23 protein-coding genes are annotated in these 26,370 nt (G+C 46.4%); 17 read left to right on the forward strand and 6 right to left on the reverse strand.

From position 1 onward, the window contains the following. Position 1: 1 nt before the first annotated feature. The gene (locus tag AC1DM9_RS21510) at positions 2–715 is read right to left on the reverse strand and encodes a polyphosphate polymerase domain-containing protein (protein WP_339207981.1); all 714 of its coding nucleotides are present in this window, start codon (positions 713–715) and stop codon (positions 2–4) included. Between the two features lie 238 nt (positions 716–953). On the opposite strand from AC1DM9_RS21510, the gene AC1DM9_RS21515 reads away from it, so the two are divergent. Then, positions 954–2,135 carry a purple acid phosphatase family protein gene (locus tag AC1DM9_RS21515; RefSeq protein ID WP_477582098.1) on the forward strand — a complete coding sequence of 394 codons (1,182 nt, stop codon included), beginning with the start codon at positions 954–956 and terminating at the stop codon, positions 2,133–2,135. Between the two features lie 63 nt (positions 2,136–2,198). Here AC1DM9_RS21515 and AC1DM9_RS21520 read toward each other — a convergent pair whose 3' ends face one another. Further along, positions 2,199–3,200 (reverse strand): VanZ family protein, encoded by a 1,002-nt coding sequence (locus tag AC1DM9_RS21520; RefSeq protein WP_477582099.1) that lies wholly within the window; start codon positions 3,198–3,200, stop codon positions 2,199–2,201. Positions 3,201–3,402: 202 nt separating this feature from the next. Between AC1DM9_RS21520 and AC1DM9_RS21525 the strand changes: the two genes are divergently transcribed. After that, entirely contained in the window at positions 3,403–4,434 is a 1,032-nt protein-coding gene (locus AC1DM9_RS21525) for an ROK family transcriptional regulator (RefSeq protein WP_477582320.1), read from the forward strand. Between the two features lie 68 nt (positions 4,435–4,502). Then, a complete protein-coding gene (locus AC1DM9_RS21530; protein ID WP_477582101.1) occupies positions 4,503–5,063 on the forward strand; it encodes a maltose acetyltransferase domain-containing protein in 561 nt (186 codons plus the stop codon). 51 nt (positions 5,064–5,114) lie between these two features. Here the strand turns inward: AC1DM9_RS21530 and AC1DM9_RS21535 are convergent, their stop codons facing one another. After that, complete coding sequence (locus tag AC1DM9_RS21535) at positions 5,115–5,903, reverse strand: copper amine oxidase N-terminal domain-containing protein (RefSeq protein WP_477509305.1); 789 nt, start codon at positions 5,901–5,903, stop codon at positions 5,115–5,117. Between the two features lie 161 nt (positions 5,904–6,064). On the opposite strand from AC1DM9_RS21535, the gene AC1DM9_RS21540 reads away from it, so the two are divergent. Beyond that, a complete protein-coding gene (locus tag AC1DM9_RS21540; protein WP_477509304.1) occupies positions 6,065–7,255 on the forward strand; it encodes an acyl-CoA dehydrogenase family protein in 1,191 nt (396 codons plus the stop codon). 79 nt (positions 7,256–7,334) lie between these two features. On the opposite strand, the gene AC1DM9_RS21545 is transcribed toward AC1DM9_RS21540, so the two are convergent. After that, positions 7,335–8,876 (reverse strand): sensor histidine kinase, encoded by a 1,542-nt coding sequence (locus tag AC1DM9_RS21545; protein WP_477582104.1) that lies wholly within the window; start codon positions 8,874–8,876, stop codon positions 7,335–7,337. After that, positions 8,873–9,559, reverse strand: a complete 687-nt coding sequence (locus tag AC1DM9_RS21550) for a response regulator transcription factor (RefSeq protein ID WP_477582106.1) — start codon at positions 9,557–9,559, stop codon at positions 8,873–8,875. The genes AC1DM9_RS21545 and AC1DM9_RS21550 overlap by 4 nt, the downstream gene beginning before the upstream one ends. Before the next feature lie 301 nt (positions 9,560–9,860). On the opposite strand from AC1DM9_RS21550, the gene AC1DM9_RS21555 reads away from it, so the two are divergent. From AC1DM9_RS21555 to AC1DM9_RS21610, 12 genes are all read left to right on the forward strand, one after another. Continuing rightward, a complete protein-coding gene (locus AC1DM9_RS21555) occupies positions 9,861–11,516 on the forward strand; it encodes a urocanate hydratase (protein ID WP_477582108.1) in 1,656 nt (551 codons plus the stop codon). Further along, positions 11,513–12,613: a DUF917 domain-containing protein gene (locus tag AC1DM9_RS21560; protein WP_477582110.1), complete on the forward strand. Its 1,101-nt coding sequence runs from the start codon at positions 11,513–11,515 to the stop codon at positions 12,611–12,613. The genes AC1DM9_RS21555 and AC1DM9_RS21560 overlap by 4 nt, the downstream gene beginning before the upstream one ends. A gap of 45 nt (positions 12,614–12,658) precedes the next feature. Then, complete coding sequence (locus tag AC1DM9_RS21565) at positions 12,659–14,218, forward strand: HAL/PAL/TAL family ammonia-lyase (protein WP_477582111.1); 1,560 nt, start codon at positions 12,659–12,661, stop codon at positions 14,216–14,218. Then, the gene (locus tag AC1DM9_RS21570) at positions 14,208–15,578 is read left to right on the forward strand and encodes a dihydroorotase (protein ID WP_477582113.1); all 1,371 of its coding nucleotides are present in this window, start codon (positions 14,208–14,210) and stop codon (positions 15,576–15,578) included. The genes AC1DM9_RS21565 and AC1DM9_RS21570 overlap by 11 nt, the downstream gene beginning before the upstream one ends. Positions 15,579–15,617: 39 nt before the next feature. Next, entirely contained in the window at positions 15,618–16,880 is a 1,263-nt protein-coding gene (locus tag AC1DM9_RS21575; RefSeq protein WP_477582115.1) for a M20 family metallo-hydrolase, read from the forward strand. Beyond that, a complete protein-coding gene (locus AC1DM9_RS21580) occupies positions 16,870–18,123 on the forward strand; it encodes an allantoate amidohydrolase (RefSeq protein ID WP_477582117.1) in 1,254 nt (417 codons plus the stop codon). The genes AC1DM9_RS21575 and AC1DM9_RS21580 overlap by 11 nt, the downstream gene beginning before the upstream one ends. Positions 18,124–18,219: 96 nt before the next feature. Then, positions 18,220–18,864, forward strand: a complete 645-nt coding sequence (locus tag AC1DM9_RS21585) for an ABC transporter permease (protein ID WP_477582119.1) — start codon at positions 18,220–18,222, stop codon at positions 18,862–18,864. 18 nt (positions 18,865–18,882) lie between these two features. After that, on the forward strand, positions 18,883–19,788 hold the full coding sequence (locus AC1DM9_RS21590) for an ABC transporter substrate-binding protein (RefSeq protein ID WP_477582121.1): 906 nt from the start codon (positions 18,883–18,885) through the stop codon (positions 19,786–19,788). A 68-nt stretch (positions 19,789–19,856) separates the two neighbouring features. After that, the gene (locus AC1DM9_RS21595) at positions 19,857–20,813 is read left to right on the forward strand and encodes an ABC transporter ATP-binding protein (RefSeq protein WP_477582123.1); all 957 of its coding nucleotides are present in this window, start codon (positions 19,857–19,859) and stop codon (positions 20,811–20,813) included. A 5-nt stretch (positions 20,814–20,818) separates the two neighbouring features. Beyond that, positions 20,819–21,457 carry an ABC transporter permease gene (locus tag AC1DM9_RS21600; RefSeq protein WP_477582125.1) on the forward strand — a complete coding sequence of 213 codons (639 nt, stop codon included), beginning with the start codon at positions 20,819–20,821 and terminating at the stop codon, positions 21,455–21,457. 48 nt (positions 21,458–21,505) lie between these two features. Next, positions 21,506–22,249 carry an IclR family transcriptional regulator gene (locus AC1DM9_RS21605; RefSeq protein ID WP_477582127.1) on the forward strand — a complete coding sequence of 248 codons (744 nt, stop codon included), beginning with the start codon at positions 21,506–21,508 and terminating at the stop codon, positions 22,247–22,249. A gap of 145 nt (positions 22,250–22,394) precedes the next feature. Beyond that, complete coding sequence (locus AC1DM9_RS21610; RefSeq protein WP_477582129.1) at positions 22,395–23,474, forward strand: peptidoglycan-binding domain-containing protein; 1,080 nt, start codon at positions 22,395–22,397, stop codon at positions 23,472–23,474. A gap of 175 nt (positions 23,475–23,649) precedes the next feature. On the opposite strand, the gene AC1DM9_RS21615 is transcribed toward AC1DM9_RS21610, so the two are convergent. Continuing rightward, entirely contained in the window at positions 23,650–24,342 is a 693-nt protein-coding gene (locus tag AC1DM9_RS21615) for a collagen-like triple helix repeat-containing protein (RefSeq protein WP_477582131.1), read from the reverse strand. A 355-nt stretch (positions 24,343–24,697) separates the two neighbouring features. Here AC1DM9_RS21615 and AC1DM9_RS21620 point away from each other — a divergent pair, with 355 nt between their 5' ends. Continuing rightward, positions 24,698–26,323 (forward strand): S-layer homology domain-containing protein, encoded by a 1,626-nt coding sequence (locus AC1DM9_RS21620; RefSeq protein ID WP_477582133.1) that lies wholly within the window; start codon positions 24,698–24,700, stop codon positions 26,321–26,323. Positions 26,324–26,370 lie beyond the last annotated feature (47 nt).

The following is a 26,370-nucleotide window of genomic DNA, read 5'->3' on the forward strand; positions in this document are numbered from 1 at the left end:
TTTAATAATCCTCCCAAGTGTTGAACTTCAAATGTTTTCGGCAAATGACATATTTTGAAGCGGATTGCCGGTTTAGTCCTTCCAGCTGCAAAGCGATTCGGATAAAGGCTGGAATGTATTCGTCATATTTCACCTCAAGAATGATTAAATCATTGTCGAGTGCGCGTACGGGCTCCACTTTCTCATCAAAAATATTAACGGCATGAAGCCCGGTGCGCAGCTCCTTGTCGAACGTAATGCGTACGTTGCCGTTAGCGTAAACATATGGCTCACGGACATAATCGACGATGACCTTCGGACGCAGCAAATGATGCTTCATTTCATTGTGAATTTCGTTCAAAAGCGGCTTGTCCGGCCCTCTAAGGACGTCGTAATCGCCATCCATAAGCTTGTCGTACATTTCCCTCGTTAGCGGTTCCTTCACCTTTGCGATGTAATCCTTGAATTTAATTTTTTTCTCAAAATGAATGACATGGTCTTGGCCATTGTATATGCGGATACGATATTTGACCCGATCGCGAATGCCGCCAAGCTTCTCATGCAAAGCTTTGTTGTTTATATCATCAAAATATAAGCTTCTAATATGGTACTCGCCTGACGGACCGACATGTTTGTCTTGTTCCATCAGATCCTTTAGCCGCTGGCGAATAATAAAGTATTGATGATAGTTAATGAAAAATTTCAATTCATGGCGATAGTTTAGGTTCTTGTTCATCTCACACCTCATTTCATGTTCAGCGCCCCTCGCTGCTTACAAATGTTATTCTACGGTCCTTTACTTATTCTTAACTTAAGGCTGGCTGAAAGATTGCTGAATGCGCCGTGCAACAGCTTTTTGTTAAGATATAATTAAAATTAGATAGAGAAGAAGGAGTGTGACTAGGATAAAAATCCGAAAAGACATGATGATACTGCTCATATGCTGCGCCTTATTAGTTGTGGGAGCCATTGGCATGGAATGGTTAAAGGCCAATAAGTCGGTGAAGCCAGCCGCGATTGTGACTACGTTCAAGGGAGATCCAAAAACTAGCCGCGCCTTCACTTGGCATAGTACGAATGCACACTCCGATTCAATTGTTCAGATCATTGAAGGAGCCGCCCCTAACGATTGGGAAGAGGCTCTTGTAATGACCTTTAAGGGTACGACATCATCGATTGACATAGGTGAGGATACTTTACGGGGTGTTCATAAAGCAGAAGCAACCGGCCTTAAGCCGGGTACCACATACACGTACCGAGTAGGCAGCGGAGAAAAAGAGGCATGGAGCGATGCTGCACAATTTAGGACGGAGGCTGAAGCAAGCGATGCTTTTACTTTCATAAACGTAACGGATTCGCAAGGCGTGACGGAGCAGGATTTTGAGCTGTGGGGAAATACGCTGGATCAGGCGTTTAACCTTTTCCCATCCTCTGCCTTTATCGTTCATAATGGTGATCTGACAGAAGAGCCCACCGATGAGCAAGCCTGGACCGAGCTTTTCGCAAAAGCAGGCAAGTGGGTAACACAGGTTCCATTTATGCCAGTTACGGGCAATCATGATGAAGTGGATGGAGATGCCAAGCGATTTGTTTCTCATTTCAACTTACCTGCGAGTGGCGCGAAGGGATCGAATGCGGTAACGACATACTCGTTTGATTATGGTTCTGTTCATTTTGTTATTTTAAATTCGGAATCAAATATAAAGGAGCAAACAAGCTGGCTGAAAAAAGATTTGGAGAGCACGGATAAGCCATGGAAAATCGTTGCTCTGCATCAAGGGCCTTTTGGAGGCAATACGAATAAGAAGGTAAAGGATTGGACAGCGCTATTTGACGAATTTGAGGTTGATTTGGTGCTGCAGGGTCATAATCATGAGTACTCCAGATCCTATCCGCTTCGTGATGGTCAAATCACAGGCGACGGTGATCAAGCGGTGCAAAACCGAGCGGGCACTGTATATGTGGTAACCAATACAGCAGGGCAAAAATTCAATGAGAAAAAGGAAGATAAGTTTTATCACAAGGTTCATTTTCAGAATGAGAAGCAAATGTTCGCAGGGATTACGGTAAACGGCGACTATTTAACCTATCAAGCCTATGACGTGGAAGGTGCAAAGCTGGATGAGTTTGTGCTTCAGCACGGAGCTGCAGATTGAAAAATGAAGTGACATTACAAAAAGCCGATTTCTTTGCAAGCTAAGAAATTCGGCTTTTTCCATTTAAAATAATGTTTTTAGTTTTCGTTTGATTCCATTTATTATTTTTTGTCCGGTATTTACTTTATGAAGTGCAATGTCCCACAGCAGGACATCTCGATCTGATGTATGATTAACAAATTTTATAGTAAGTTCCTTTGCTCCATTTAAGGGGATTTGAAAAAACTCGGAAGGAAGCTCTTCCTGAAAAGCCGAAGCCCATCCATATGAATGGATTACGGTTCCGTCTGCGATAAAAATGAGATCGATATTTCCAATGCTGTTGCTTTGAATTAAGGCTTTTGATATCACGACATTGCCTGCTATCATGTGATATTTGCCGTCTAAAAGATAGGTAAACTCATTTGTTCGTGTATTGTTTCGGCTGTACATATTTAGTTTCGGCTCAACGTTCTCTTTGGCTGCGGGAAAGCTGGAGAGACTTTTATCCCAAAGAACAGTTCCAGCCTTTAATGGCAGTTTATCTAAAGCGATAACCTCGCTGCTTGCTTTATCTAAATAATTATTAATGCCTCCAACACTGCCAATGACAACAATCGCAAGTACAAATGCTGTTATTATTATTTTGCAGAAGCCTTTGAATGTATCACGCTCATGTCGAACAAACCTTTGTGCGCAGTAGCCTACTGCAGCGCCTAACGTATTAATAATAATATCGTTGATATCAAAGGAGCCTAAACGGGAAAACATCTGCAGCGTCTCAAGCATGGTAATCGATACAATAAATAGCAGTATGAAACGCAGAAAACGAGAACGAAACAGAAGCGGGATCATGATTCCGAAAGGTATAAATGCTGCAAAGTTGCCGAACTCAAAAAGCGAAAATGAAAACTCTCTCTGCATAGGGAGGAATAAATGGATCTTCTCGGGTATTAGATTATATCGCAAGCCGCTGTCATGAATAGAGGCAGCTCTGTTGAATCCGACATATAAGAAATAGAAGATTAATACGGTATATAAAACCAACAGTAAAATAGTCATTTTTCGCAGCTTTCCTTGATACATCGTTACATCCTTTCTTGTCTGAGTGCGGCTATTACCAGAACAATTGCTTTACGTGTTATTCTATAGAATGAACATGAAAACTTTTTTAAGCATCTCTTATTTTTTCCTGAAGATTACTTTTATCCAAGACGATATTCTGATATTATCGGTGTAACTTATTAAATGAATTTAATAAGTGTAGCACTCAGAGGTGGTGATCATCATAAATGAGCTATTTGCAACTCCAAAAGAATGGAAAAAAGTTATTTTACGCAGCATTCGAGCGGCTCTTCTGGAGCATGGGAGTGCCACGAAGGTTGAGCTAAGTCAAAAGCTAGGAGTAAGCTTCCCAACCATTAGTAAGTTTCTCACGCAAATGGAAAAGGACGGGGAACTCATTTTAGTTGGTCTCGATCATTCAAGTGGCGGGAGAAGAGCAAACAGATACGCATACAATCCCGAGTTCATGCTCGGTTTGGCTATATTTTTAGAAAAAACAGAAACTAATTATACCATTTTTAATTGTTTAGGCGAAGAGAAAGAACAAGGCAGTACTTCAAGTGTGCTAATGGATGATGCTTTGAGCTTATCTCATTTACTTGAAAGCATTATAGAAAAGCATCCCAAAATCAGCTCTGTAGCTATAGGTGTGCCGGGTTCTGTCAATAATGGCCGAATTATTTTCATCCCAAGCTATGAGCAGTTTCATGATTTTGATTTAAAAGGATATTTTGAGGAGCGTTTATCCATACCTGTCGTTGTAGAGAATGATATGAATGCGGCTGTCCTTGGGTACTACGACAACCGAAACAATAAAGACAAGGGTTCCTTGGTCTACTTGTATTTGGGTCAAAATGGTCCTGGTGCCGGCATTATGATAAATGGTGATGTCGTGCGAGGCAGTACGTTTTTCTCAGGAGAAATATCCTTTGTTCCTCAGTATGATGACCGAAATTTTGTACAAGCCCTGAATAACGAAGATAGCATAGAAACTGCATTGGTTCATGATGAGAAAAAGATTGATGCGATTAGTCGGTTGGTAGCCTCATTTACAGCTACAATAAACCCGCACACGATTATTTTTTCCAATGATGAAATAAATAAGCTAATAACCGACCAAATAACATTAAGAAGCGCAGCTTATATTCCTAAAGAACATTTGCCGGAGCTTACTGTGAGCGACTGGAAACAAGATTATTTGTATGGATTACAGAAGCTTGGTTTAGGCCTCATGATTTCAGGAACAAGAAAGTAATCGAATGTAGTGACCAGACAAACCGTATTTCTGCTTAAAATTGAAACAACAAACAGGAGTGGTACCAAATGAAGACAGAAAAAGAGAAAATGCTGAATGGTGAGCTTTATAATGCTGCCGATGCTGTGCTGGTTGCGGATAGAATGAACGCTCGCAGACTTACGAGGTTATTTAATCAAACATTGGAGACAGAGGATAACAAAAGAACTGAGCTGCTAAAGGAATTGTTCGGGTCCACAGGCAAAAGTCTATATGTCGAGCCCACTTTCCGTTGTGATTACGGCTACAACATTCATGTTGGAGAAAACTTTTATGCTAATTTTGATAGTGTACTATTGGACGTTTGCGAAATTCGAATTGGCGACAATTGTTTTCTTGCACCAGGAGTACACATCTACACAGCAACTCACCCCTTGAATGCAAAGGAGAGAATATCTGGCGTTGAATACGGAAAACCGGTATCGATTGGCCATAATGTATGGATAGGCGGGAGAGCCGTTATAAACCCTGGCGTGAACATCGGCAATAATGTCGTTGTTGCTTCCGGTGCTGTCGTTACAAAGGATGTGCCAGATAACGTAGTTGTAGGTGGAAATCCCGCCAAGATTATAAAGCAGATTGAAGAGTAATGAAACGTAATTGAAATTTTTTATTAAACAAAATCGCGGGCTTATGCTTGTTTAAGGTGCCGAGCTTGAGAAAATAATATCGTTGACCATCCATGTATTTTGAATTTGTTTAAGGATGATTTTTCGCTCGACAATCATGCCTCCAGCATTTAAGGGGGATTCATATTGATTAATAGATCCTTCCTTTCCTTCGGAATGACTGTATGCTGTACCTGTGAATGGAACGTTGAACTCTAATCCATTTTGTTTGATGATTTTATTAATGAATGTCCCAGTAAAATTGGATTTAAAATGGGCTCTAATTTGTGAATAGGAAGATAGCTTAGTCGCTTCGTTCGCTTTTTGGATCAGCGTATTAATATGTTCTTGCGGGATCGTAGACAAGTTAAAAGTAGACTCTGTAGTAATTCTAACTTGTTTGTCGCCTAAAGAAACGTCTGCTGATCTACGTTCGGCATCCCAACTAATGGTGCCGCCTAAGGTCTGTGAGATAAAGCGAATGGGGACGTATGTAACCCCTTTGGTTATTTGAGCAGGAACATCAATCGTGATTTCAGTACCATTCTGCATCACTTTATTTGAATTAATTTTGAGCATAACCTCGGTTTTTTCGTTAAGAATGGTTACCGTTTTGGACTGTTGGTTCCAATTAACCTCAGCCCCTAACCCTGCAGCAACATAGCGTACTGGAACTAAAGTGCGTCCCTGAACCACTTTTCCCTCTATTACGAATGGCTGATTTGCTGCTTCTGCATGAATGTGATTAACTGAAAATATACTGGCAGACAACATTAGCGCTAATAATGCAATAGTAGTTTTTTTTATCTGAAAGCCCTCCATATCATGTATATCGTAATAGACGTCTCTACAAAGGATTAGTTGCTTAGATCACATAAGCAATTTAATCCTTTTTTCATTTTTATTTTGGCAGGATGGGTGTAAACTGAAAGGAAAGATTGCTATACAGATATGAAAGTGTGGATAGGAGGCTGGACAGCTTTATGCAGGTGAAAATCGAAAAGGATCGGTTCGTTCGCAATGAGCGCGAAGCGGAAATCGCGGCGACAGCGGATCAGCTGGCGAGCAAGTTTGCAGGAAGATCAGCTAAGCATGATAGGGAAGGCTCTTTTCCACATGACAACTTTGCCGATATGCGGGAGTGCGGTTATTTGAAGCTTACTGTGCCGAAGCAATATGGCGGGGATGAAGCGTCATTGTATGAATTTGTACTAGCGCAGGATCATTTGGCCCGCGGTGACGGTTCAACGGCGCTCGCCGCGGGCTGGCATCTGGGGCAGGTAATGCAAATGCGGATAAGCCGTCCATGGCCCGAAGCTTTATACGCCAGCTTTTGCAAGGAGGTTGTAAGCAAAGGCGCCACAATAAATCATTATGCAAGCGAGCGAGCAACTGGAAGCCCAAGCAGAGGCGGCAAGCCGGAAACTACAGCGATAAGAACGGCTGGAGGTTTCCTTGTTAACGGGCGCAAGACCTATAGCACGCTTAGTCCTGATGTGTCTTATTTCACCATATCTGCATGGATGGAAGAAGAAAATCGTGCAAGCGAGTTTTTAATTCCAATGGGTGCAGGCATAAGTATTGAGGAAACATGGGATACACTCGGCATGCGGGCAACAGGGAGCCATGACCTCCTGTTGAATCAAGTATTCGTGCCAGACAGCGGTACGCTTGAAGGCGCAGAAATTAATCGTAAAGGCGGGACGGCCTTCGATGGCGGAACGCTGCTTCATATTCCTGCCTGTTATATCGGCATTGCACATGCGGCACGTGATTTTGCAATTCACTTTGCCCAAAACTATCGGCCTAACAGTTTGCCAGGCCCGATATCCGAACTGCCAACGATCCAGCGGCAAATTGGCGAAATGGAAGCGGAGCTAATAACGGCTCGCACCTTACTCTACAGCATCGCCGATCGCTGGGACCGGGAACCGGAGGGACGGAGCGGATTAAAGCCAGAGCTGGGCCTCGCTAAATATGTGGCGACCAATTCAGCCGTTCGTATCGTTGATCTTGCCATGAGAATAGTGGGGGGAAGCAGCTTGTCTCGCACGCTTCCGCTGGAGCGGATGTACCGCGATGTTCGCGCAGGCTTGCATAATCCGCCGATGGATGACATTACTTTAAACGGATTAGCTCAGCGGGCATTAGCAGAGATGCAGTCTGCGGAATAAATAATAAATCATGAAGAAGAGGCAGTCTCAAAAGTAGAAAATCTACTTTTGAGACTGCCTCTTCCTGTTTTTTTCTAAGTTAATCTTGCATATCAATCGGCTGGAGCGGGGTGGTTGGGAGCAAAATGCGGAAGGTTGTTCCTGCTCCGGGCAAGCTGTCTACTGCAATTGTACCTCTATGAGCATCTACAATCGATTTCGTAATGGCAAGCCCGAGACCTGCGCCGCCCTTCTTTCGCGTTCTGGATGATTCGTTTCGATAAAAGCGTTCAAACAAATGAGGCAGATGCACGGCCTCAATCCCTGTTCCATTGTCGGCAACGAGTATTTCAGCTTGAGTATTGTATGTGGCAAGCGTGATGCTGATCACGCCAGTCTCCGAATCGGTATGCTGCACCGCGTTGAAAAATAAATTGAGCACCACCTGTTTCAGCTTATCCGCATGGAACTGACCGCTCACATGAGGAGTGAGAAGCAGCGCTACTGTGCGATTGCCAGCAATCAATTGTAATTGCGGCTCCATCTCGAGCAGAAGCGCATCCAGCTTTGTTTCGGCCAGCTGCAGCTGCGGGTCTTGATCAAGCTTCGCCAGCACGAGTAAATCCTCGACCAGCTTGTTGATACGATTGGATTCAAGAAACATGCTGTTAAGCGCGCGCGCGAGTTGATCCGGATTCGAGGCCGCTCCGCGCAGCAGCACTTCTAGAAATCCGTGAATCGAAGTAAGCGGCGTCCGCAGCTCATGGGAGGCGTCCGCTACGAAACGCCGCATTTTTTCAGTTGTTTTCCGTTCCGCCTCGAAGGAATGATCGAGTCGCTCAAGCATCCCGTTAAATGCATCGGATAAACGATCGATTTCCTCTTGTCCTTGGCTGGCGGGAATTCGTTTCGTTAAGCTGCCTGCATCGGTTTGCTGCGCTGCCACAACGACGCGAGATAAAGGACGAAGCGTACGCCGAAGCAGCGGCAAATAAAGCGCGAGCCCTGCTGCAAGTGCAAGTACAGATAAGCCAGCGAATATGGCAAGCTGTGTCATGAGCAGCTGCTTGAGTGAATCGGTTTCGGTGCTCACTTGAATGAGGCCTTCGGCTCTGCCTGGCGGTCCAGCCATACGGAAGACGACTAGCTGCTCGATGCCTTCGGCATTGTTCAAGATTTTATAACCAATTTGCTTATGCGCTTTAAGCTGATTTCTAATTTGCTCATATTCATCCGTTGATAGAAGCGGGGCGTTAAGGTTATTATCCTTCGATACGTCAGCCGTGACACCGTTTGGATCAATAAGGACGATAGACAAGCCCGGTTGATAGAACATGGGCGAGTCGCGTCGATCACGCTGGGGCCGTTCAGCCGGATTAGCGGGATCACCCTGATTGCTCGTTTCAGGTCGGTTATTCGTATCTTTCCCATCCATAAACCAATCCATGGGCATCGACATGATTTGTGCATTTAAGGCATCGGCTTTATTTTGAAAAATAAAGTCCTTCATAATGAAGTATTGAAGCACGCCAATTAACAGAAACAAAGCCGCTAGTATAAGCAGCGACCGATATAATAACTGATATTTTAGTGAACGTGGAGCAAAGAAACGAGTGACGTCTGACGTTTTAATACGCGTCATGGCAGATCCATCCGATAGCCGGCCCCGCGGAGTGTTCGAATGAGGCGATGCTCCTTGTCGTCCAATTTGTCGCGAAGCGAGCGGATATACACCTCGACAATATTTTCTTCTCCACCGAATTGATATCCCCATACCTTATCTAAAATGAGCGATTTACTAAGCACGACACCATGATTTAGAATGATAAACCTTAGCAGCTCATATTCGGTAGGAGACAGCTCAAGAACCTGTTCCATATAAATGAGTTCTTTGCGGCGGTCATCGAGCCGGAACGGTCCATACACAGCTTCACCAAGCAAATTAGGAAACTGATTCCGCAGTCTTGCACCTATGCGGGCAAGCAGCTCGCTGAAGCTGAAGGGCTTCACCAAATAGTCGTCAGCTCCAAGGGTTAAGCCTTTGACACGATCCTCAATCTCATCTTTTGCTGTCAGCATAATAATAGCGATATTATCGCCTGTAGCCCTTAATGCCTCGCATACTTCAAATCCGTTCAGCCGGGGCATCATCACATCGAGGATGACGACATGGGGCTGAAAGGTACTCGCTTCCTGCAAAGCGGATTCCCCGTCATAGGCGAATCGAATATCAAATCCTTCGTTGATGAGCCCGAGCTCCAGAAATTGCACGATATTTGGTTCATCATCTACAAGCAATATTTTAATCCCTTTGAAGGACACCATTTCAAATTCCCCTTTCGCAGCTTACCCCTCTATTATCTGTCTTTTTAGAAAAAGATGCATCTGTTTACTCGTTCTTTCAGCAAACTTTCAGCCACATACGAAACCGATTGATGGGTTTAGTTTACAGGTTCTATTTTGCAAAAAATGAGGTAACCTTTATATTTATAAAGCATCTTATTCCTAGTGCGTTACTTAAACTGACGTAAACTTGTTTTTTTGTATTGACTAGAGAGGAAACGTTTGTTAATTTATTGATTAATAGAAACTAATTATTGAATAATGATAATAAGGAGAATCGGATATGGATCGAATTGTAGCTGCCAGAGGCGTTGAACTGCGTTGCAAAGGCTGGAGGCAGGAGGCGCTGCTGCGAATGCTTGAGAATGTTCTTGAAAATGGCGAAAACCAACAAGAGCTTACTGTCTATGCTGCCCTCGCGAAAGCAGCGCGTAATTGGGACTCCTATCATGCAATTGTCAGCACCCTCAAATCATTAGAGGAAGATGAGACGCTGGTCATTCAATCAGGCAAGCCTATCGGCATTATGAGAACGCATAAGTACGCTCCAATTGTTGTAATGGCGAATTGCAACATTGTTGGCAAATGGGCAACGAGCGACAATTTCTATAAATATCAAGAGCAGGGATTAATCGTTTGGGGCGGTTTGACCGCGGCAGCTTGGCAATATATCGGTTCACAAGGAGTCATCCAAGGAACCTATGAGATTTTTCAATCGATAGCTAGAATGCATTACGACGGCAATCTGACTGGGAAGTTTATTTTGACAGCCGGTCTCGGAGGAATGGGCGGCGCACAGCCGCTTGCAGGAACGATGGCGGGTGCCGTTATTTTATGCGTAGAAGTGTCCGAGGCTAGAATCGACAAACGTATCGAGGTCGGTTATTTGCAGAAAAAAACGGCAAGCTTGGATGAGGCTTTGGAATGGATTCAAGCAGCTTGTGCGAATAAGGAGAGCTTGTCAGTCGGTCTTCTTGGCAACGCAGCCGATATTTATCCTGAGCTGATACGCAGAGGCATTCAGCCTGACGTTGTAACCGATCAAACGTCGGCGCATGATCTCATGTACGGTTATATCCCTTCAGGCTACAGTTTAGATAAGGTTGCTGAGCTGCGCAGAACAAAACCGGATCAGCTTCAATCGGATGCAAGAGCTTCAATCGCATTAGAAGTTGAGGCGATGCTGGAGTTTCAGCGCAGAGGTGCAGTCGTTTTTGACAATGGCAACAATATTCGTTCGCAGGCTGTACAAAATGGAGTTACAAATGCTTTTGATATTCCTGTGTTTACCGAAGCGTTTCTAAGACCGTTGTTTTCTCGTGCGATTGGGCCGTTCCGCTGGGTCGCTTTGAGCGGTGAGGTTAGTGATATTCGCAAGATTGATCAATATATTTTGGAGCATTTCAGCGATAACGAGGTTGTAGTCAACTGGATTCGCTTAGCGAATCAGTATGTTCCGGTCGAGGGTTTGCCTGCGCGCATTGGCTGGTTCGGTCATGGCGATCGGACGAAGCTGGCACTAGCGGTTAACGCCATGGTTCAAGCTGGCGAGCTGAGCGGTCCCATTGCCTTCTCGCGTGATCACCTCGATGCGGGAGCGATGGCTCACCCGAATATTATGACGGAGAACATGAAGGATGGCAGCGATGCAATATCGGATTGGCCGCTGCTTAATGCGATGATTAACTGTTCATCGATGGCTGATCTTGTAGCGATACACTCCGGCGGCGGCGGCTACAGCGGATATATGACAAGCGCGGGTGTCACGCTCGTTGCAGATGGCACATCCGATGCAGAGCTTCGATTAAAAACGACGCTAGACAACGATACAGGCCTTGGCGTACTGCGATATGCTGACGCTGGTTATGAGGAAGCGCTGGATGAAGTAAGCAAAAAGGGAATACGTCGAATTGATACGAACCGGAAGGAGAATGCATGATGCGTGAATTAACGATAGAGGATGTAAAAGCAGCAGTAAGAGGAGGGGCAGTATTCGCATCCGGAGGCGGGGGCTGGGTTGATCATGGTCTTGAGATTGGCGGAGCAGCAGTAGGCATTGCTAGACCAAAGCTGGTTTCGGTTGATGAGCTGCCTGATGATGCCATTATTGTGACAGCGACGGCGATTGGCGCACCAGCAGGCAATGACTGGGAAATGTGGGGCATTGATTATATTAAGGCTGTTCAACTGCTGATGGACAACTATGACGGCAAGGTTGTGGGGGTTATGACACCGCAAAACGGCATGTCGAGCACCATTAATGGCTGGCTTCCAGCTGCGGCGCTCGGTCTGGTTGTCGTTGATGCGACTGGTGATATTCGTGCGCATCCAACAGGCAAGATGGGTTCGATGGGCCTTGCTTCCCGCACCGATTATGAAACGATTCAGGTCGTTGTTGGCGGACGCAGAGATACGGGTTCTTATTTGGAGCTCGTTGTAAAAGGCACGCCAGCTAAGACATCGAACATTTTGCGGACAGCAGCAGACATGTCGGGAGGATTTATCGCTTCTGCTCGCCATCCGATTCCAGCATCTTATGTGAAGGAGCATGCAGCGATTGGCGGCATTTCGTTAGCGCTTGATCTAGGTTATGCGATGATCGAGGCTGAGCCGAATGGCGCGGAAGCGATTATGGAAACGGTTTGCAGCAAAACAAATGGACAGATCATCGGTCGCGGTGTCGTATTGAAAAAGGACGTTCATTATTCAGGCGCTTTCGATATTGGCACCATTACTATGACGGATGGATCAGGCGGTCAACTGACGATGCATGTCATGAATGAATATATGGCTGTGGATGATGCAGACGGCAAGCGACTTACTACTTATCCGGATGTCATTACGACCTTTGAAGCAGCAACAGGTTTGCCGATCAGCGTAGGCGGCGTGAAGGAAGGCATGGAGATCGCATTGTTTGCAATCGATAAGCAATTTGTGCCTCTAAGTTCCAGCGTGAAAGACCCTACCGTATATCCAGAGGTGGAAAAGGCGCTTGGCATACCGCTTGCTGAATATGGCTTGAAGGGTATCGTCTAGCACGATCATTCTAATTTATCGATATCTACTAAGAAGGTGCCTGTTATGAATGAAGTTATAGATGGTATCGGTTTGGAGGATACACAGTCGTCCGAACGGGTGGTTACGCTTGATGGCAATGCGCTCACGATTCGCGAGCTTGAGCAAATTGCATTGGAAGGTTATCGCGTGGAGTGCTCACAGCATGCATTAAAGCGAGTAGAGGAGGCTCATGTTCTCATTCATGAGCTTGCCGCCGAAGGCATTCCGATCTATGGGCTAAACCGCGGCGTAGGTCTTAATAAAGATCGAACCATTACAACGGAGATGTATGAACAGTTTAACCGCAATCTTATTTATTCCCATTCGGCGGCTATTGCGCCTGCTGCTTCTGAGCAGCAGGTGCGGGCCGTGCTCGTTGCCAGGCTGAATTCATTGCTTATTGGTTGTACAGGTGTGCAGCCTGCGGTCGTACTCATGTATCAGGATTTGCTTAATGCAGCTATCCATCCGATCATTCCGCTTCGAGGATCTGTTGGCGCAGGCGACATCTCGGTTTTGTCTCATATCGGCTTAACGATGATGGGAGAAGGAAATGTGAATTACAAAGGCCAGATGATGAGCGCGGAAACGGCTTTTCAAGCTGCGGGGATTACTCCTGTGAAGCTGGGGCCAAAGGATGCACTGGCAATTGTAAGCTCCAATGCGCTGTCCGCGGGCACTGGTGCACTGGCAGCAGCAGCGGCTTTAAAGCTGCTCGGTACGGCAGATGCTATTTTTGCATTGTCGCTTGAAGCGCTTCGGGGATGCATGAATCCGCTTGATCCGGCGTTATTTGAGGTAAGGCCATTCGAGGGAGCTGCAGCAAGCGCGGCAAATGTGAGAAGTTATTTGCAAGGCGGAACGCTGCAGCAGTCAAGTAAAAACGATAAAATTCAAGATCCGCTCAGCTTTCGCAGTGCTTGCCATGTACATGGCGCAGCTCGTGATGCGCTTGCTTATGCGACAAGGCTGCTGCTCATTCAATTAAACGGTTCTGATGATAATCCTTGTGTATTAATAGATGAAAGAAGAGTAGTGCCCTCCTCAAACTTTGACGTGACCTCATGGACCGTGGCGTTTGAGATGGTTGCGATAGCGCTAAGTCATGTATCCAAAATAAGCTGCTACAGATCACTTAAGCTCGGAACGCCATCCTTTACCGGTCTGGAGAGGTTTCTAGCACCAAATCCAGAGTCTATCGCTTTCGGAACGCTTCAAAAAACATACACCTCCCTTGATGCGGAAATCCGCTTGCTCTCTAATCCGGTATCTGCTGATTATTTATCGCTGGCAGGCGACATGGAGGATCATGCAAACAATACACCGCTCGTCATTCGTAAGCTCGAAGACATCATCGATCGCTTAACCTACATTATAGGGATGGAAGCGCTGCATGCAGCCCAAGCCATTGATTTACGCGGTATACAATCTGAATTAGGCAGAGGCTCGGCCGCTGTTTATTCGCAAATTCGCAGTGCAGTGCCTATGTTGACGGAAGATCGTCCGCTAACCCCAGATATTTCTGCTATGTATGAGCTTATTCGCAGTGGCATTCAATTGGAAGGAGGAGCAAATGGTGAATAACAGCTATGATCTCGTCATTTATGGAAATCTCGTACTTCCAGGGGGCGTCGCATACCATTCCGCAGTTGGAATCAAGGACGGTAAAATTGTTCGTATTGGTGATAGAGACGACACGGACATGGCTACCGCAACAGAAAAGATTAATGCCGAAGGCAGCTATGTGCTGCCTGGTGCAGTCGACGCTCATGTCCATTGTTACAGCTCGCTTGACGAAGGGTTTTACACAGCGAGTGCAGCTGCAGCTGCCGGAGGCGTAACGACGATTATTGAAATGCCTTATGATGCGACGGGGATGATCTGTACGCTTCCTGCTTTTGAGGAAAAAAAACAACAGCTGGAACAGCAATCCATAGTTGATATGGCGATGCTTGTTACGATTCATAAGCAAGACGGTTATGACCATATCCGCCAGCTTGCCGAGGCCGGTGCATGCGGCTTTAAAGTATCGATGTTTAATACGGATTCCTTCCGCTTTCCGCGAATAGATGACGGACAATTGCTTGATTCGTTTGCGGTTATTGCTGAAACAGGTTGTCCGGTTGGCGTGCATGCGGAAAACGATGAGATCGTCCGCAGATATATTGATAAATATCGCTCCCAAGGCGCAGATCCACGTTCGCATGGCTGGAGCAGGCCGAAAGTAAGTGAATCAGCAGCAGCGCTGACCGCTATGGAGCTTGCTTATGAGACAGGAGTCAAACTGCATTTATATCATTGTACGTATCCGCGTATTTTTCAGCTGGTGGACTATTTCCGTTCAATCGGAGCGAGAGTCACTGCGGAAACCTGTACCCACTATTTGACGCTAAGTGAAGAAGATATGCCGCGTTTGCAGGCGAAAGGTAAAATCAATCCACCGCTTCGCACGAAGAAAGATAAAGAGGATTTATGGGACTTATTGAAAACCGGATCGATCGATATGATTACTTCCGATCATGCTCCGTGGCTAATTGGGCGTAAATCAGACGCGGATATTTTTAATAATGCTTCAGGTGCTCCCGGAGTAGAGCATTTGCTTCCGATTATTTACAGCGAGGGAGTGGCGAAAGGAAAATTAGCGCTTACCGACATGGTCAGGCTGATCAGTCAAAGGCCTGCTGACGTATTTGGGCTTGGTCATCGCAAAGGCAGATTAACTGAAGGTTACGATGCCGATATCGCGATTATCGATCCTGCTGCAGCTTGGACGCTAGATGAGCGTGAGCTTCAATCGAGTGCTGGCTGGAGTGCTTATAACGGCATGAGTATGCAAGGAAAAGTGACGCACACGCTCGTAAGGGGAACGCTTGTGTATGAAGCGGGAGCGGTTACCGGCAAGGCGGGTCATGGCGAATTTATTAGAGCAGAGCATCTTGCTTAATCATTTTGCGAGAGAGGAATGAATGGGATGGGTAGCAAAATGGATAGACTGGTGCCAAGTGTATCTCGAATGATGTCTGATATTGAACATCTATCAATGTTTGTTGATCCAACTAAACCCGGCTGGACGCGTCGTCCATTTACGAAGCAATATGCTGACGGCAGGCGCTGGCTGACCGAGAAAATGGAGGAAGCGGGCCTGTCTGTTTCGCTGGATGCAGCTTCAAATTTGATAGGCAGCTTGCCTGGTAGCGATCCGAATTTAGCGCCTATCATGATTGGCTCGCATACAGATACCGTTACTGGCGGCGGGCGGTTCGATGGAATCATAGGAGTGCTAGCCGGCATAGAAATTGCCCGTTTACTTCAACAAACAGGAACGAAGCTTCGGCATCCGCTGCAAATTGTCGATTTCACGGCAGAGGAGCCGAGTGAGTTTGGCATCTCCACGATTGGGAGCAGAGGGATGGTTGGCAATTTGCCTGAAGCGATGCTGGAGCTTCGCGATGATACTGGGCTGAAGCTTAGCGATGCGATTAATCAACAAGGGGGAAATGTCGAACGGCTGATGAGTGAGGCAAGGCAGCTGGGTGATGTAGCGCTCTATCTTGAGCTTCATATCGAGCAAGGTCCGGTGCTGGAGCAATCAGGCCATCAACTTGGGGCGGTGCTCGGTATCGTAGGTATTCATCGCTATCGTGTCACGCTCAAAGGTGCGCCAAATCATGCAGGGACGACGCCGATGACGCTTCGGAACGATGCGCTGGCAGGCTTTTGCGAGATTGGTTTAGCATTTGAACGTCACTGCAACGATCATGCGAGCGTAGCCGTAGGCACGATCGGCAAAGTGACGAATGAGCCGAATGCATCCAATGTCGTGCCCGGCCTCGTTCGGTTTGAGCTTGAAATCCGCTCACTTGATCGTACGGTGGCTGACGCGGTTTACGCCGCTTTTGCTGCGGAGACGATCCAGATTGCTGCAAGGCGAGGCCTTCGTTTGTCGCTTGAGCTGCTGTCGAAGTCAGATTCCGTCATTGTCAAAAAGTCTGTGCTGGGTGGAGTGCTTGCAGCCTGTGCTTCTGTTGCTCCAGCTATTCACCTCGCAAGCGGGGCGGGGCATGATGCGAACCAGCTTGCGCGCATTGCGCCAATCGGCATGATCTTTGTTCCTAGCAAAGATGGCAGAAGTCATTGTCCCGAGGAATGGACCGATGAGGATGATATTGCTGCGGGAACGCAGGCTCTAGCCGCCGCATTGCTTTATTTTGATAAGGAGGATTTAAGCGGGTGGCATGATGGCTAAGGCTCAGCATGTGCAGGTCAACGGTAAACGGTTATGGGATTCAATTCAAGCTTTAGGTTTAATCGGCGCAGATCCAAACGGCGGTGTAACACGGCTATCGCTCAGCAATGAGGAATTTATAGCGAGGCAATTTATTATCAGTGAAATGAAAGCAGCGGGACTAGAAGTCAGGCAGGATGAAGCGGGCAATCTAATTGGGCGATTGGAGGGGGCGGAGCCGCGGACAGGAGCTGTAGTGACGGGCTCTCATATCGATACGGTCATTCAAGCAGGCCAATTCGATGGAGCGCTTGGTGTACTTGGCGGTATTGAGGTTTTGCGAACGATCAAGGAGCAGTCAATCAGGCATGATAGACCTTTCGAGGTTATTTGCTTTACGGACGAAGAGGGCGTGCGCTTTGGAGCCGGCTATTTGGGAAGCCGTGCGATGGCAAATACTTGGGATGAAAAGTGGCTGGATCTTACGGATTCTTCCGGCATGTCGCTTCGCGAAGCGATGGAGCATGGCGGCTTGAACCCTGATCAAGCAGCTCTTGCAAGTCGCAGATCAGAAGCCATTCATGCCTATGTTGAGCTTCATATTGAGCAAGGACGAGTTCTGGAAGAGCTGAACAAAGCGGTTGGCATTGCAACAGCGATTTATGGACATCGCTGGTTCGAAGTGACCATTCATGGACGAGCGGACCATGCGGGAACAACGCCCATGAAGTTAAGACAAGACCCTTTGCCTGCCGCAGCAGAAGTTGTGCTTGCTGTGGAACAAATCGCAGTGAAGTATGGGGGCGTCGTAACAACAGGGACGTTTAAGCTTGCGCCAGCCGCAATCAACGTAATTCCGGGTGAAGCGGTGTTTACACTCGATGTGCGGCATGAATCCTTGGAGTCGCTCAATAAGCTGGAGGTTGCGATAAAAAGCGAGTTGTCACGCCTTACTGCAGCAAGAGGGCTGACCTACGCTATCCGGACATTAGATGCTGCTGTGCCTGTTCAAACGTCGGAGTATATTACAAAAGTGATTGCAGATAGCTGTGAGGATGAAGGTTTGCCTGCGGAGTATATGATTTGCGGTGCAGGTCATGATGCGGTGGTCATGAGTGAATTAACGGAAATGGGGCTCATCTTGGTACGTTCAAAGGATGGTATCAGTCATCATCCACTTGAATGGAGCAGCCGAGAGGACTGTGAAGCAGGAGCAAACGTACTGCTGCAAACCCTTATTCAGCTAGGAAATGATGTAAATTAATAATTCCGATTGACATAATGGGGTATAAAGTTTAATAATAATGGTAACAAGTTATTGATTAGTGATAATACATAAGGGAAGGAGGATGACTAACGGGTGAATGTGTTCCTCGAAGCTTATGAATATGTGAATGCTAACAGCGACAGATTTTTGGAAGCGGTCAAGGTGCATTTAAGCATAAGTTTCTACGCGCTCCTTATTGCTCTCGTCGTATGTGTGCCGCTCGGTATATTATGTGCCAAGAAAGAGTGGCTGACCGGTCCGATTATGGGGCTGTTCAACTCCTTGCGAGTCATCCCAAGCCTTGCGGTTTTAGTCATTATTTTACCGATCATGGGAACTGGCTTTGCACCGGCATTAGTTGCATTAACGCTGCTTGCTTGTCCGCCTATTCTCATTAATACATACATGGGCTTTAGAGGTATTGAGCCAGCGATTATTGAAGCTGCTTCAGGCCTCGGTATGGGAGAGAAAATGATTATGCGGAAAATCGAGCTGCCGTTAGCTGCTCCGCTGCTGCTGTCAGGACTAAAAACAGCCGCTGTAGAAGTTATCGCCAGTGCAACATTGGCCGCATTCATCGGAGGAGGTGGGCTGGGAACGTTTATTATCAACGGTCTTGGCATGTACAAATTCTCATTGCTGCTTGTCGGGGCGCTGCCGGTAGCGCTGCTAGCTATTTTATCGGAGATCGGATTTGCTGGAATTGAAAGAGCAGTAACCAAATATCAGCGTGTATAATGAAAGGGGAAAATTCAGATGAAAAAGAAATGGGTAAGCTTGGCATTATTGATTATAAGTGTGGTACTCGTTATTAGCGCTTGTTCTTCTAAAGGAGGTTCAGGCAAAGAAAAGATTAAAGTCGGCTCGAAAAACTTTACGGAATCATTGATTTTGGGCGAGATGTACGCACTGGCACTTGAGGACGCAGGTTACAAGGTAGATCGCAAGCTCAATCTTGGCGGCACACTCGTTGCCCATGAAGCGCTCAAAAAAGGCGACATCGACTTTTACCCGGAGTATACAGGAACAGGTTTAATCAACGTATTGGAATTGCCGCCAAACTCTGATGCCAAAACCGTATATGATACTGTAGCAAAAGGCTACAAAGAGAAATTCAACCTGGTTTGGCTGGAGCCAACAAACGCAAACGATTCACAAGGTCTTGTTACAACAAAGAAAATTGCTGAAAAATATAATCTTTACAAAATATCAGATTTGGTGAAATTAGCTCCTGAGCTTAACCTCGCTGCTGTTCCTGAGTTTGAAGAGCGCGAAGACGGATTAAAGGGACTAAATACTTTCTACGGTAAAATGAACTTCAAAAGCATCAAGCTGTTTGATTACGGCATCAAATACCGCGTAACGCTAGATGGTGAAGCGGATGTAACTGTTGGCTTCACGACTGATGGCGATTTGACGAATCCGGATCTTGTATTGCTTGAGGATGATAAGAAGTTTTGGCCTCCTTACTTCGTAGCTCCAGTGCTTCGCGGCGAGCTGAACGAGAAGGACCCTGAAATTGCTAAAGTGTTGAACAAAATTTCTGCAAAGCTGGATAACACAACTGTTCAGAAGCTGAACGCGCAAGTGGATATCGACAAGAAAGAATACGCGGATGTAGCGAAGGCATTTTTGGTAGAGCAAGGTTTATTGAAAAAATAATTCATAATTAAATGCAGCGGGGTTTCTCCATATTGGGGAAGCCCCCTTCCTACAGGAGTTGATATAGAATGAGCAAAGAGGCCATTATTTTTGAGCAGGTGTCCAAAACATTTCCAAAGTCTGCGAATCCCTCCGTTAATGAAACGAGCCTTATTATTCCGCAAGGCTCCTTTGTTACGATTCTAGGTGCTTCAGGCTGCGGCAAAACGACCTTGCTAAAAATGGTAAACCGAATTATTGAACCGACCGCAGGCACGATTTCGATATTTGGCAAAGACATTCGCAGCTTGCCCGTGACAGAGCTTCGCCGAAGCATCGGTTATGTAATCCAGCAGGTAGGGTTGTTTCCGCATTTGTCGATTGAACAAAATATTGCAACGGTCCCCAATATACTGGGCTGGGAACGCCAAAAAACAGCGGAGAGAATCGATTATTTAATGGATCTTGTTCATTTGCCTGTAAGCTATAAGAAGCTTTATCCGCGGCAGCTGTCAGGTGGACAGCAGCAGCGTGTAGGGATTGCTAGAGCGATGGCAGGTGATCCAGCTATATTGCTGATGGATGAACCGTTTGGAGCAATTGACGCTATTACGCGTACGAAGCTGCAGGATGATTTTAAGCAAATACAACGTGAGCTTGGCAAAACCGTATTGTTTGTGACGCATGACGTGGAAGAGGCGATGAAGCTCGGCGATCATATGATCGTGATGAATGAAGGGACGATTCAGCAATATGATACGCCTCTTGCTATCATGTCAAAGCCCAATAATGCTTTCGTATCGCAACTGATTCAAGCCGATGATTTGTTCCAACAGCTTCACCTGATTAGAGCAGAAGAGAAAATGATTGCGCTGGAAGAACCGGCTGGATCTGATATTCCCCGCATTCCCGCTGGTGATAGTCTAAAGTCGGCGCTTCAAATTCTGCTGCAGCAAAATGTACCATATGTGGCTGTGGAAAATACCGAACATGAAATCATTGGCAAAATAACGCTTGAGCAATTGAAGCTGCAGAACGGCAGGTGAGAGGCGTGATTGACTATTTAACCCGCCATTATGATGATTTATTAACCTCGTTGCTGGAGCATATTTATCTCACCTTTGTTTCGTTATTTATCGCACTTGTTATTGCGCTGCCATTAGGGTATTGGCTGTCGAGGCATCGGCGGATTTCCGTTCCTATTTTGTCCGTGCTAGGCATTATCTATGCGATTCCAAGCCTCGGGATGTTCGCTTTGCTAATTCCGCTAGTTGGCCTCGGCAGCAAGCCGGCGATTATCGCATTAGTTGTGTATAGTCAGCTGATTTTGGTGCGAAATGTCATTTCAGGCTTTCAATCGATTGAACCTTCGATCATTGAAGCAGCCAAAGGAATGGGCTATGGCAAGTGGAGGCTGTTCGTCCATATCGAGCTGCCGCTGGCACAGCCTGTCATCATTGGCGGCATTCGTATAGCATCGGTATCCGTAATAGGTATCGCAACCATAGCGGCATGGATTAATGCCGGCGGGTTAGGCGGTATTTTATTCGAAGGCTTATATCAAAACTCAGTACCAAAAATGGTATGGGGCACGCTGCTCGTATCGTTATTAGCTTTATCTACAAATACGATTTTGCTGCAAGTTGAAAAATCAACGATGCGCAGAGCACGCGGAGAACAAAGGGTATGATATACTGATCCTTATAATTGACTACTATTGTAAATATTTTGAGGTGCAATGATGAATGGAACTCAAACATTAGGACGTGCTATCGATATTTTATTCGTGCTCGCTGAATCGGGTGCAACGCTCACGGTTAGTGAAATTGCGGAGAAGGTAGGCATCCCCGACAGTACCGCATATCGTTTTATTCAAACACTTATAAAAAATGGTTTCGTAGAGCGTAAGGGCAGAGGGCAAATTGGTCTAGGTCTGCGTATTTTTGATTTAGCAAGAAGCTTATCGCAGCAAATCGAGAAGGAGCTTCTTACGATCGCGAGGCCGATTATGGAGGATCTCACCGCGCTTACGAATGAAACGACGGTGCTTTTTGTCCGCTCCGGTTCCAAAGCCATTTGTATCGAAAATGTAACGAGTAAACGTTTGATCAGGCTTTCTATTGAAAATGGAAGAATATTGCCGCTTAATTCAGGCGCTTCTGGGAAAACGCTGCTCGCTAATGAAAATGACAAAGTTATTGAAGAGATGTGCAAGCTTTTTGGCGAAGATGCCGGCAAGCCTTTGCTTTTGAAAGAAATGCATCGTATTAGGGAAGCGGGTTATTGCTTTACTTTGGGTGAGGTGGATACGGATGCTTTTGCAATTGCTGCCCCTATTTTTGATCCTCAGCAGCGAATCGTAGCCAGCTTATCTGCAGCAGGACCTATCCATCGGCTTAACGAGAATGAAATTCCTAATGTGATCCAATATGTAAAGGCAGCTGCATCACAAATTTCGTGCAAGCTCGGTGGTTTGGCATAAGTATTTTCAAATAAGATGAAGAAGAGTAGCGGAGCGCAAATAAGCGATCCGCTTTTTTTATTGATTCAATATGGAATGAAATTAAATATTTGGGGATAGTAAGGGGGGAGTTAAATTCAAGAATCAAAAGGATGGTGTATTTTGCATGCAGCAACATAAAAAGGCAATTGGTTTGGATGAACAACGCAATAAGATTGGGAGGTTTGCTGCAAGGTACATAGGCGCAGCATTACTCGCGATCACATTGATGTTCAGTATGCCTCATACTGGTCAAGCGATTGGCAAAAATGCTAAGGGTCCAGATGTCTATGTTATTCAAGGCATGCTGAAATCCCTGGGCAGCTATTCTGGTAAAATTGACGGTCGTTATGGGCCTTCTACAGTGCGCGGCGTAAAATATTATCAAAAAACACATGGCTTGCCTACAACAGGCGCCGTAGATGCTAAAACGCTACAATCGATTTCTTATTCCTATTCGGAGAAGAAAGCAGCAACGAAGGCAAAAACGCAAGCAAAATGGAAAGGTAAAGCAAAATCACTCGGCAACGGTAAAGGCGCTGGCAATGGAGTAGGCGGCGGAGCTGGTAACGGTGCAGGCGGCGGAGCTGGTAACGGTGCAGGCGGCGGAGCTGGTGGCGGTGCAGGCGGCGGAGCTGGTGGTGGCGTAGGCGGCGGAGCTGGTGGTGGCGTAGGCGGCGGAGCTGGTGGTGGCGCAGGCGGCGGAGCTGGTGGTGGCGCAGGCGGCGGAGCTGGTGGCGGTGCAGGCGGCGGAGCTGGTGGCGGTGCAGGCGGCGGAGCTGGTGGCGGTGCAGGCGGCGGAGCTGGTGGTGGCGCTGGTGGTGGCGCAGGCGGCGGAGCTGGTGGCGGTGCAGGCGGCGGAGCTGGCAGAGGTTATGGTGAGAACCAAGGCAAAGGCGGCGGATTTGGCGGAGGCCAAGGAGAAAACCGTGGCAAAGGCGGCGGCATTGGCGGAGGCCAAGGAGAAAACCGTGGCAAAGGCGGCGGGTTTGGCGGAGGCCAAGGAGAAAACCGTGGCAAAAGCGGCGGCATTGGCGGAGGCCAAGGAGAAAACCGTGGCAAAGGCGGCGGTATTGGCGGAGGTCAAGGCAATAACCAAGGTATCGGTGGAGGCAACTCTAATAATCAAAGCAACAAAGCTCCATCCGAGAATCAAGGCAAAGGCGGCGCTCAAACGGAAAACCAAGGGCCGAATGGAAGCCATTAAGCAATTCGCTTCCTTGCTATAGATGAAAGGACTTCTCTTAAGTGGAGGTCACAGATTAACAGCGATTAATGTTGTGAAGTGAATTTAAAATCAAAAAGGCGGCTTTCATTCCGTAGTGAATGTAAAGTCGCCTTTTTATATTTTCGGATGTTGCTATGAGATCCATTCTATTTCCTTATGCGATTTGCGTAATAACAAGATGAGCTGAAACAGATCTTGTTCCTCCAGCGAGCGGTGTGATCGTAAGTGCCGTGGAATTGCCCGCAGGGTTTCGCACGGTGAGTATTGAATTAATGACAGTCGTTTGTACAAGAGCCATTCCTACAATTTGAGAAGTACCTGTTGCTCGGGCAACCACTGTATAAGCTAGATCGGCGCCATTAACAGTTAAAATGAGCTGCCCCGGTTCGGTCACACTTACTTGAAACAAAATCTGATACGTTCCAATTACAGCTAAGTTAAACGTAGTAGCACCAGTACGGGTAATGTTAGTTCCGCTAGTAGGTCCATTTTGCGGGAAACTTACATCTGCACCGACAGCAACTGTTGCTGCATTATCAGGCGGCATCAATGCAAAAAAATCGGCGAAGCTTAATACTCCTCCGGCTCCACCAGTTGCGCCTGTAGCTCCAGTTGCCCCATTAGTACCAGTCGCACCAGTTGCGCCAGCAGCTCCAGGTGCCCCATTAGTACCAGTCGTACCAGTTGCGCCAGCAGCTCCAGGTGCCCCATTAGTACCAGTCGCACCAGTTGCGCCTGTAATACCAGGTGCGCCATTAGTGCCAGTCGCACCAGTTGCTCCTACTGAACCAGGAATACCTTGGGGTCCTTGAGGTCCTGTTGGTCCTGCCGGAGCAGTTACATTCACTTGAGGAGGAGGACATGTTACCTTCACAATCTTTTTAACAACTCTATTACAGCGTTTTTTTCTTCTTCTGGATTTGCATACTGCTACACGTATGTTTTTGCAGCGCTTTTTTCTATTCAAGCAGCTCACTAAAGACACCTCCCTAGATCATTTAGTTTACGTTTATACCATTTTTAAAGGTTGGACTAATAACCATTTTTAACTAGACTAAAAACTATTTTAAGAAAAAAGGGCTAATGATAGTGTTATTTCGCCGCCCAAAAGTTGGGTCTATTAGACTTTTTATGGAATATAGGATATGATTCTATCGAATAATCGATAGAGTGATAGCTATGCTCATAAAGGAGAGGATGTAGTGAGGTTCAAAGGGAAAACAACCGTTATTATTGGAATCCTGCTGATGTTTATGCTGGCAAACGCCATGCAGGCGTTTGCGTATGATGCGCAATTAAAGCCTTATCGAGATGTAACTGTGAAGGATTGGGCAGCCGAATCTATTTATCGTTTAGTCGCACTTGGAGTTGTTTCTGGATATGAGGATGGAACCTTTCGTCCAAGCGCCGAACTTACGAGAGAAGCATTCGTAAAGTTGCTAGTACAATCCGTTAAACCGGTGATAGATAAAGAGAAGTCTGCTGGACTCTCTGACGTAGCCAAGGATCGTTGGTCTTATGCCTCTATTAAACCCGCATATGACGCTGGTTGGTTGGATTTGCTCATCGTAAATGGGAAATTTAATCCGAGCCAAAATATTAAGCGTGAGGAAGTAGCAGCTTTAACGGCTTTTGCACTGCTCCAAGGAAAAACGGCAGAAGATAAGCAGCAATGGTTAGATACAGGCTGGCAAGAAGCTAGCGAGAAAGCGGCTTTTGCCGATATGAATCAAGTGGATAAAAACCTTGCACCATACGTGCTGCGTACATACGCGGATTCCATTATGCAAGGAGATAATAAAGGCTTGTTTCTTCCAAAAAAGTCGTTATCACGACGCGAAGCAGCCGCTATTGTTGATCGGATGATCGACTTCCAAAGCGAAAGCCACCAGCTAGAGGTATCAGCTTTTTTTGCAGCAGGTGGACCTTACAAGAAACTGGATAGATTCGCTGCCGCAGATGAGGTTATCTTTGACTGGGCTAAGCTTGACTATCAGGGAGCGGGCAAAGCATCCGTTCTTATGTCGCCGCCAAGCGATTGGAAGCAGACTCTAACAGCGGCAGAAACGAGTGGTTCTACGAAGACGCTAATGATCTTTGGAAATACAACGCTTCAGAAACTTGGTGATTTTATAATCGATGCTGAAGCTCGCAAAGCATTTGCTAGTTCTGTAGCCGAGGCAGCCGCTAATCCATTATATGGTTTTGAGCGAGTGGCGATTGATTTTGAAGGCATGGTACCTGCTGAGTATAAGCAGCCTTTCGTTGAACTGATTCGCGCAATTAAGGCTCAACTAAGCAGTGAAATATCACTTACGGTAGTTGTACCGCCTTCTTATTATTATGCAGGTTATGATTACAAACAAATTGGCGAACTGGCTGATGAAGTTATATTGATGGCCTATGAATTTACGCATGAGGAAAGTGGGTTGCCGTCTGCGCCGCTTACGCTTGTTGGTGATTCCGTACGAAATATACTCTCGTATATTCCAGCAGATAAACTGAAGCTAGGCATTTCTAAGCAGGCTAACCAATGGACAACAAAGGCAGACGGTACTGTAGAGTTTTTCCGTTCGCCAGCCATCGCGGCTGTAGAAAGTCGCTTAACAGCTGCAGATACGAAATCCGTCATGCAACTGCCGTACTTTTTGAATCAAATTACGTTTAAGGATGATAGAGGCTCGCATCTGCTTTGGTATGAGAACACGCAGAGCATCGAGGCCAAACTACGTTTAGCGAAAGCATTTGGCTTGCGCGGTGTTGCGGTATGGCAAATCAATCAATTAACGGATGCTGATTGGACAATGATCTCTTCTTATCATCATTAAGCAGCAAAAAAATAGGACAAAGCAGGCTGCTACAGCTGCTTGTCCTA

This window comes from Paenibacillus sp. 01T431 (assembly GCF_056398625.1).

Bases quoted from the DNA above. Each gene is read 5' to 3' on its own strand.
- AC1DM9_RS21550 (WP_477582106.1), bottom strand. From the start codon at position 9,559: ATGGTGTCCTTCAAAGGGATTAAAATATTGCTTGTAGATGATGAACCA.
- AC1DM9_RS21545 (WP_477582104.1), bottom strand. From the start codon at position 8,876: ATGACGCGTATTAAAACGTCAGACGTCACTCGTTTCTTTGCTCCACGT.
- AC1DM9_RS21610 (WP_477582129.1), top strand. From the start codon at position 22,395: ATGCAGCAACATAAAAAGGCAATTGGTTTGGATGAACAACGCAATAAG.
- AC1DM9_RS21530 (WP_477582101.1), top strand. From the start codon at position 4,503: ATGAAGACAGAAAAAGAGAAAATGCTGAATGGTGAGCTTTATAATGCT.
- AC1DM9_RS21595 (WP_477582123.1), top strand. From the start codon at position 19,857: ATGAGCAAAGAGGCCATTATTTTTGAGCAGGTGTCCAAAACATTTCCA.
- AC1DM9_RS21590 (WP_477582121.1), top strand. From the start codon at position 18,883: ATGAAAAAGAAATGGGTAAGCTTGGCATTATTGATTATAAGTGTGGTA.
- AC1DM9_RS21555 (WP_477582108.1), top strand. From the start codon at position 9,861: ATGGATCGAATTGTAGCTGCCAGAGGCGTTGAACTGCGTTGCAAAGGC.
- AC1DM9_RS21575 (WP_477582115.1), top strand. From the start codon at position 15,618: ATGGATAGACTGGTGCCAAGTGTATCTCGAATGATGTCTGATATTGAA.
- AC1DM9_RS21570 (WP_477582113.1), top strand. From the start codon at position 14,208: ATGGTGAATAACAGCTATGATCTCGTCATTTATGGAAATCTCGTACTT.
- AC1DM9_RS21535 (WP_477509305.1), bottom strand. From the start codon at position 5,903: ATGGAGGGCTTTCAGATAAAAAAAACTACTATTGCATTATTAGCGCTA.
- AC1DM9_RS21520 (WP_477582099.1), bottom strand. From the start codon at position 3,200: ATGTATCAAGGAAAGCTGCGAAAAATGACTATTTTACTGTTGGTTTTA.
- AC1DM9_RS21560 (WP_477582110.1), top strand. From the start codon at position 11,513: ATGATGCGTGAATTAACGATAGAGGATGTAAAAGCAGCAGTAAGAGGA.
- AC1DM9_RS21580 (WP_477582117.1), top strand. From the start codon at position 16,870: ATGATGGCTAAGGCTCAGCATGTGCAGGTCAACGGTAAACGGTTATGG.
- AC1DM9_RS21605 (WP_477582127.1), top strand. From the start codon at position 21,506: ATGATGAATGGAACTCAAACATTAGGACGTGCTATCGATATTTTATTC.
- AC1DM9_RS21565 (WP_477582111.1), top strand. From the start codon at position 12,659: ATGAATGAAGTTATAGATGGTATCGGTTTGGAGGATACACAGTCGTCC.
- AC1DM9_RS21540 (WP_477509304.1), top strand. From the start codon at position 6,065: ATGCAGGTGAAAATCGAAAAGGATCGGTTCGTTCGCAATGAGCGCGAA.
- AC1DM9_RS21515 (WP_477582098.1), top strand. From the start codon at position 954: ATGGAATGGTTAAAGGCCAATAAGTCGGTGAAGCCAGCCGCGATTGTG.
- AC1DM9_RS21510 (WP_339207981.1), bottom strand. From the start codon at position 715: ATGAACAAGAACCTAAACTATCGCCATGAATTGAAATTTTTCATTAAC.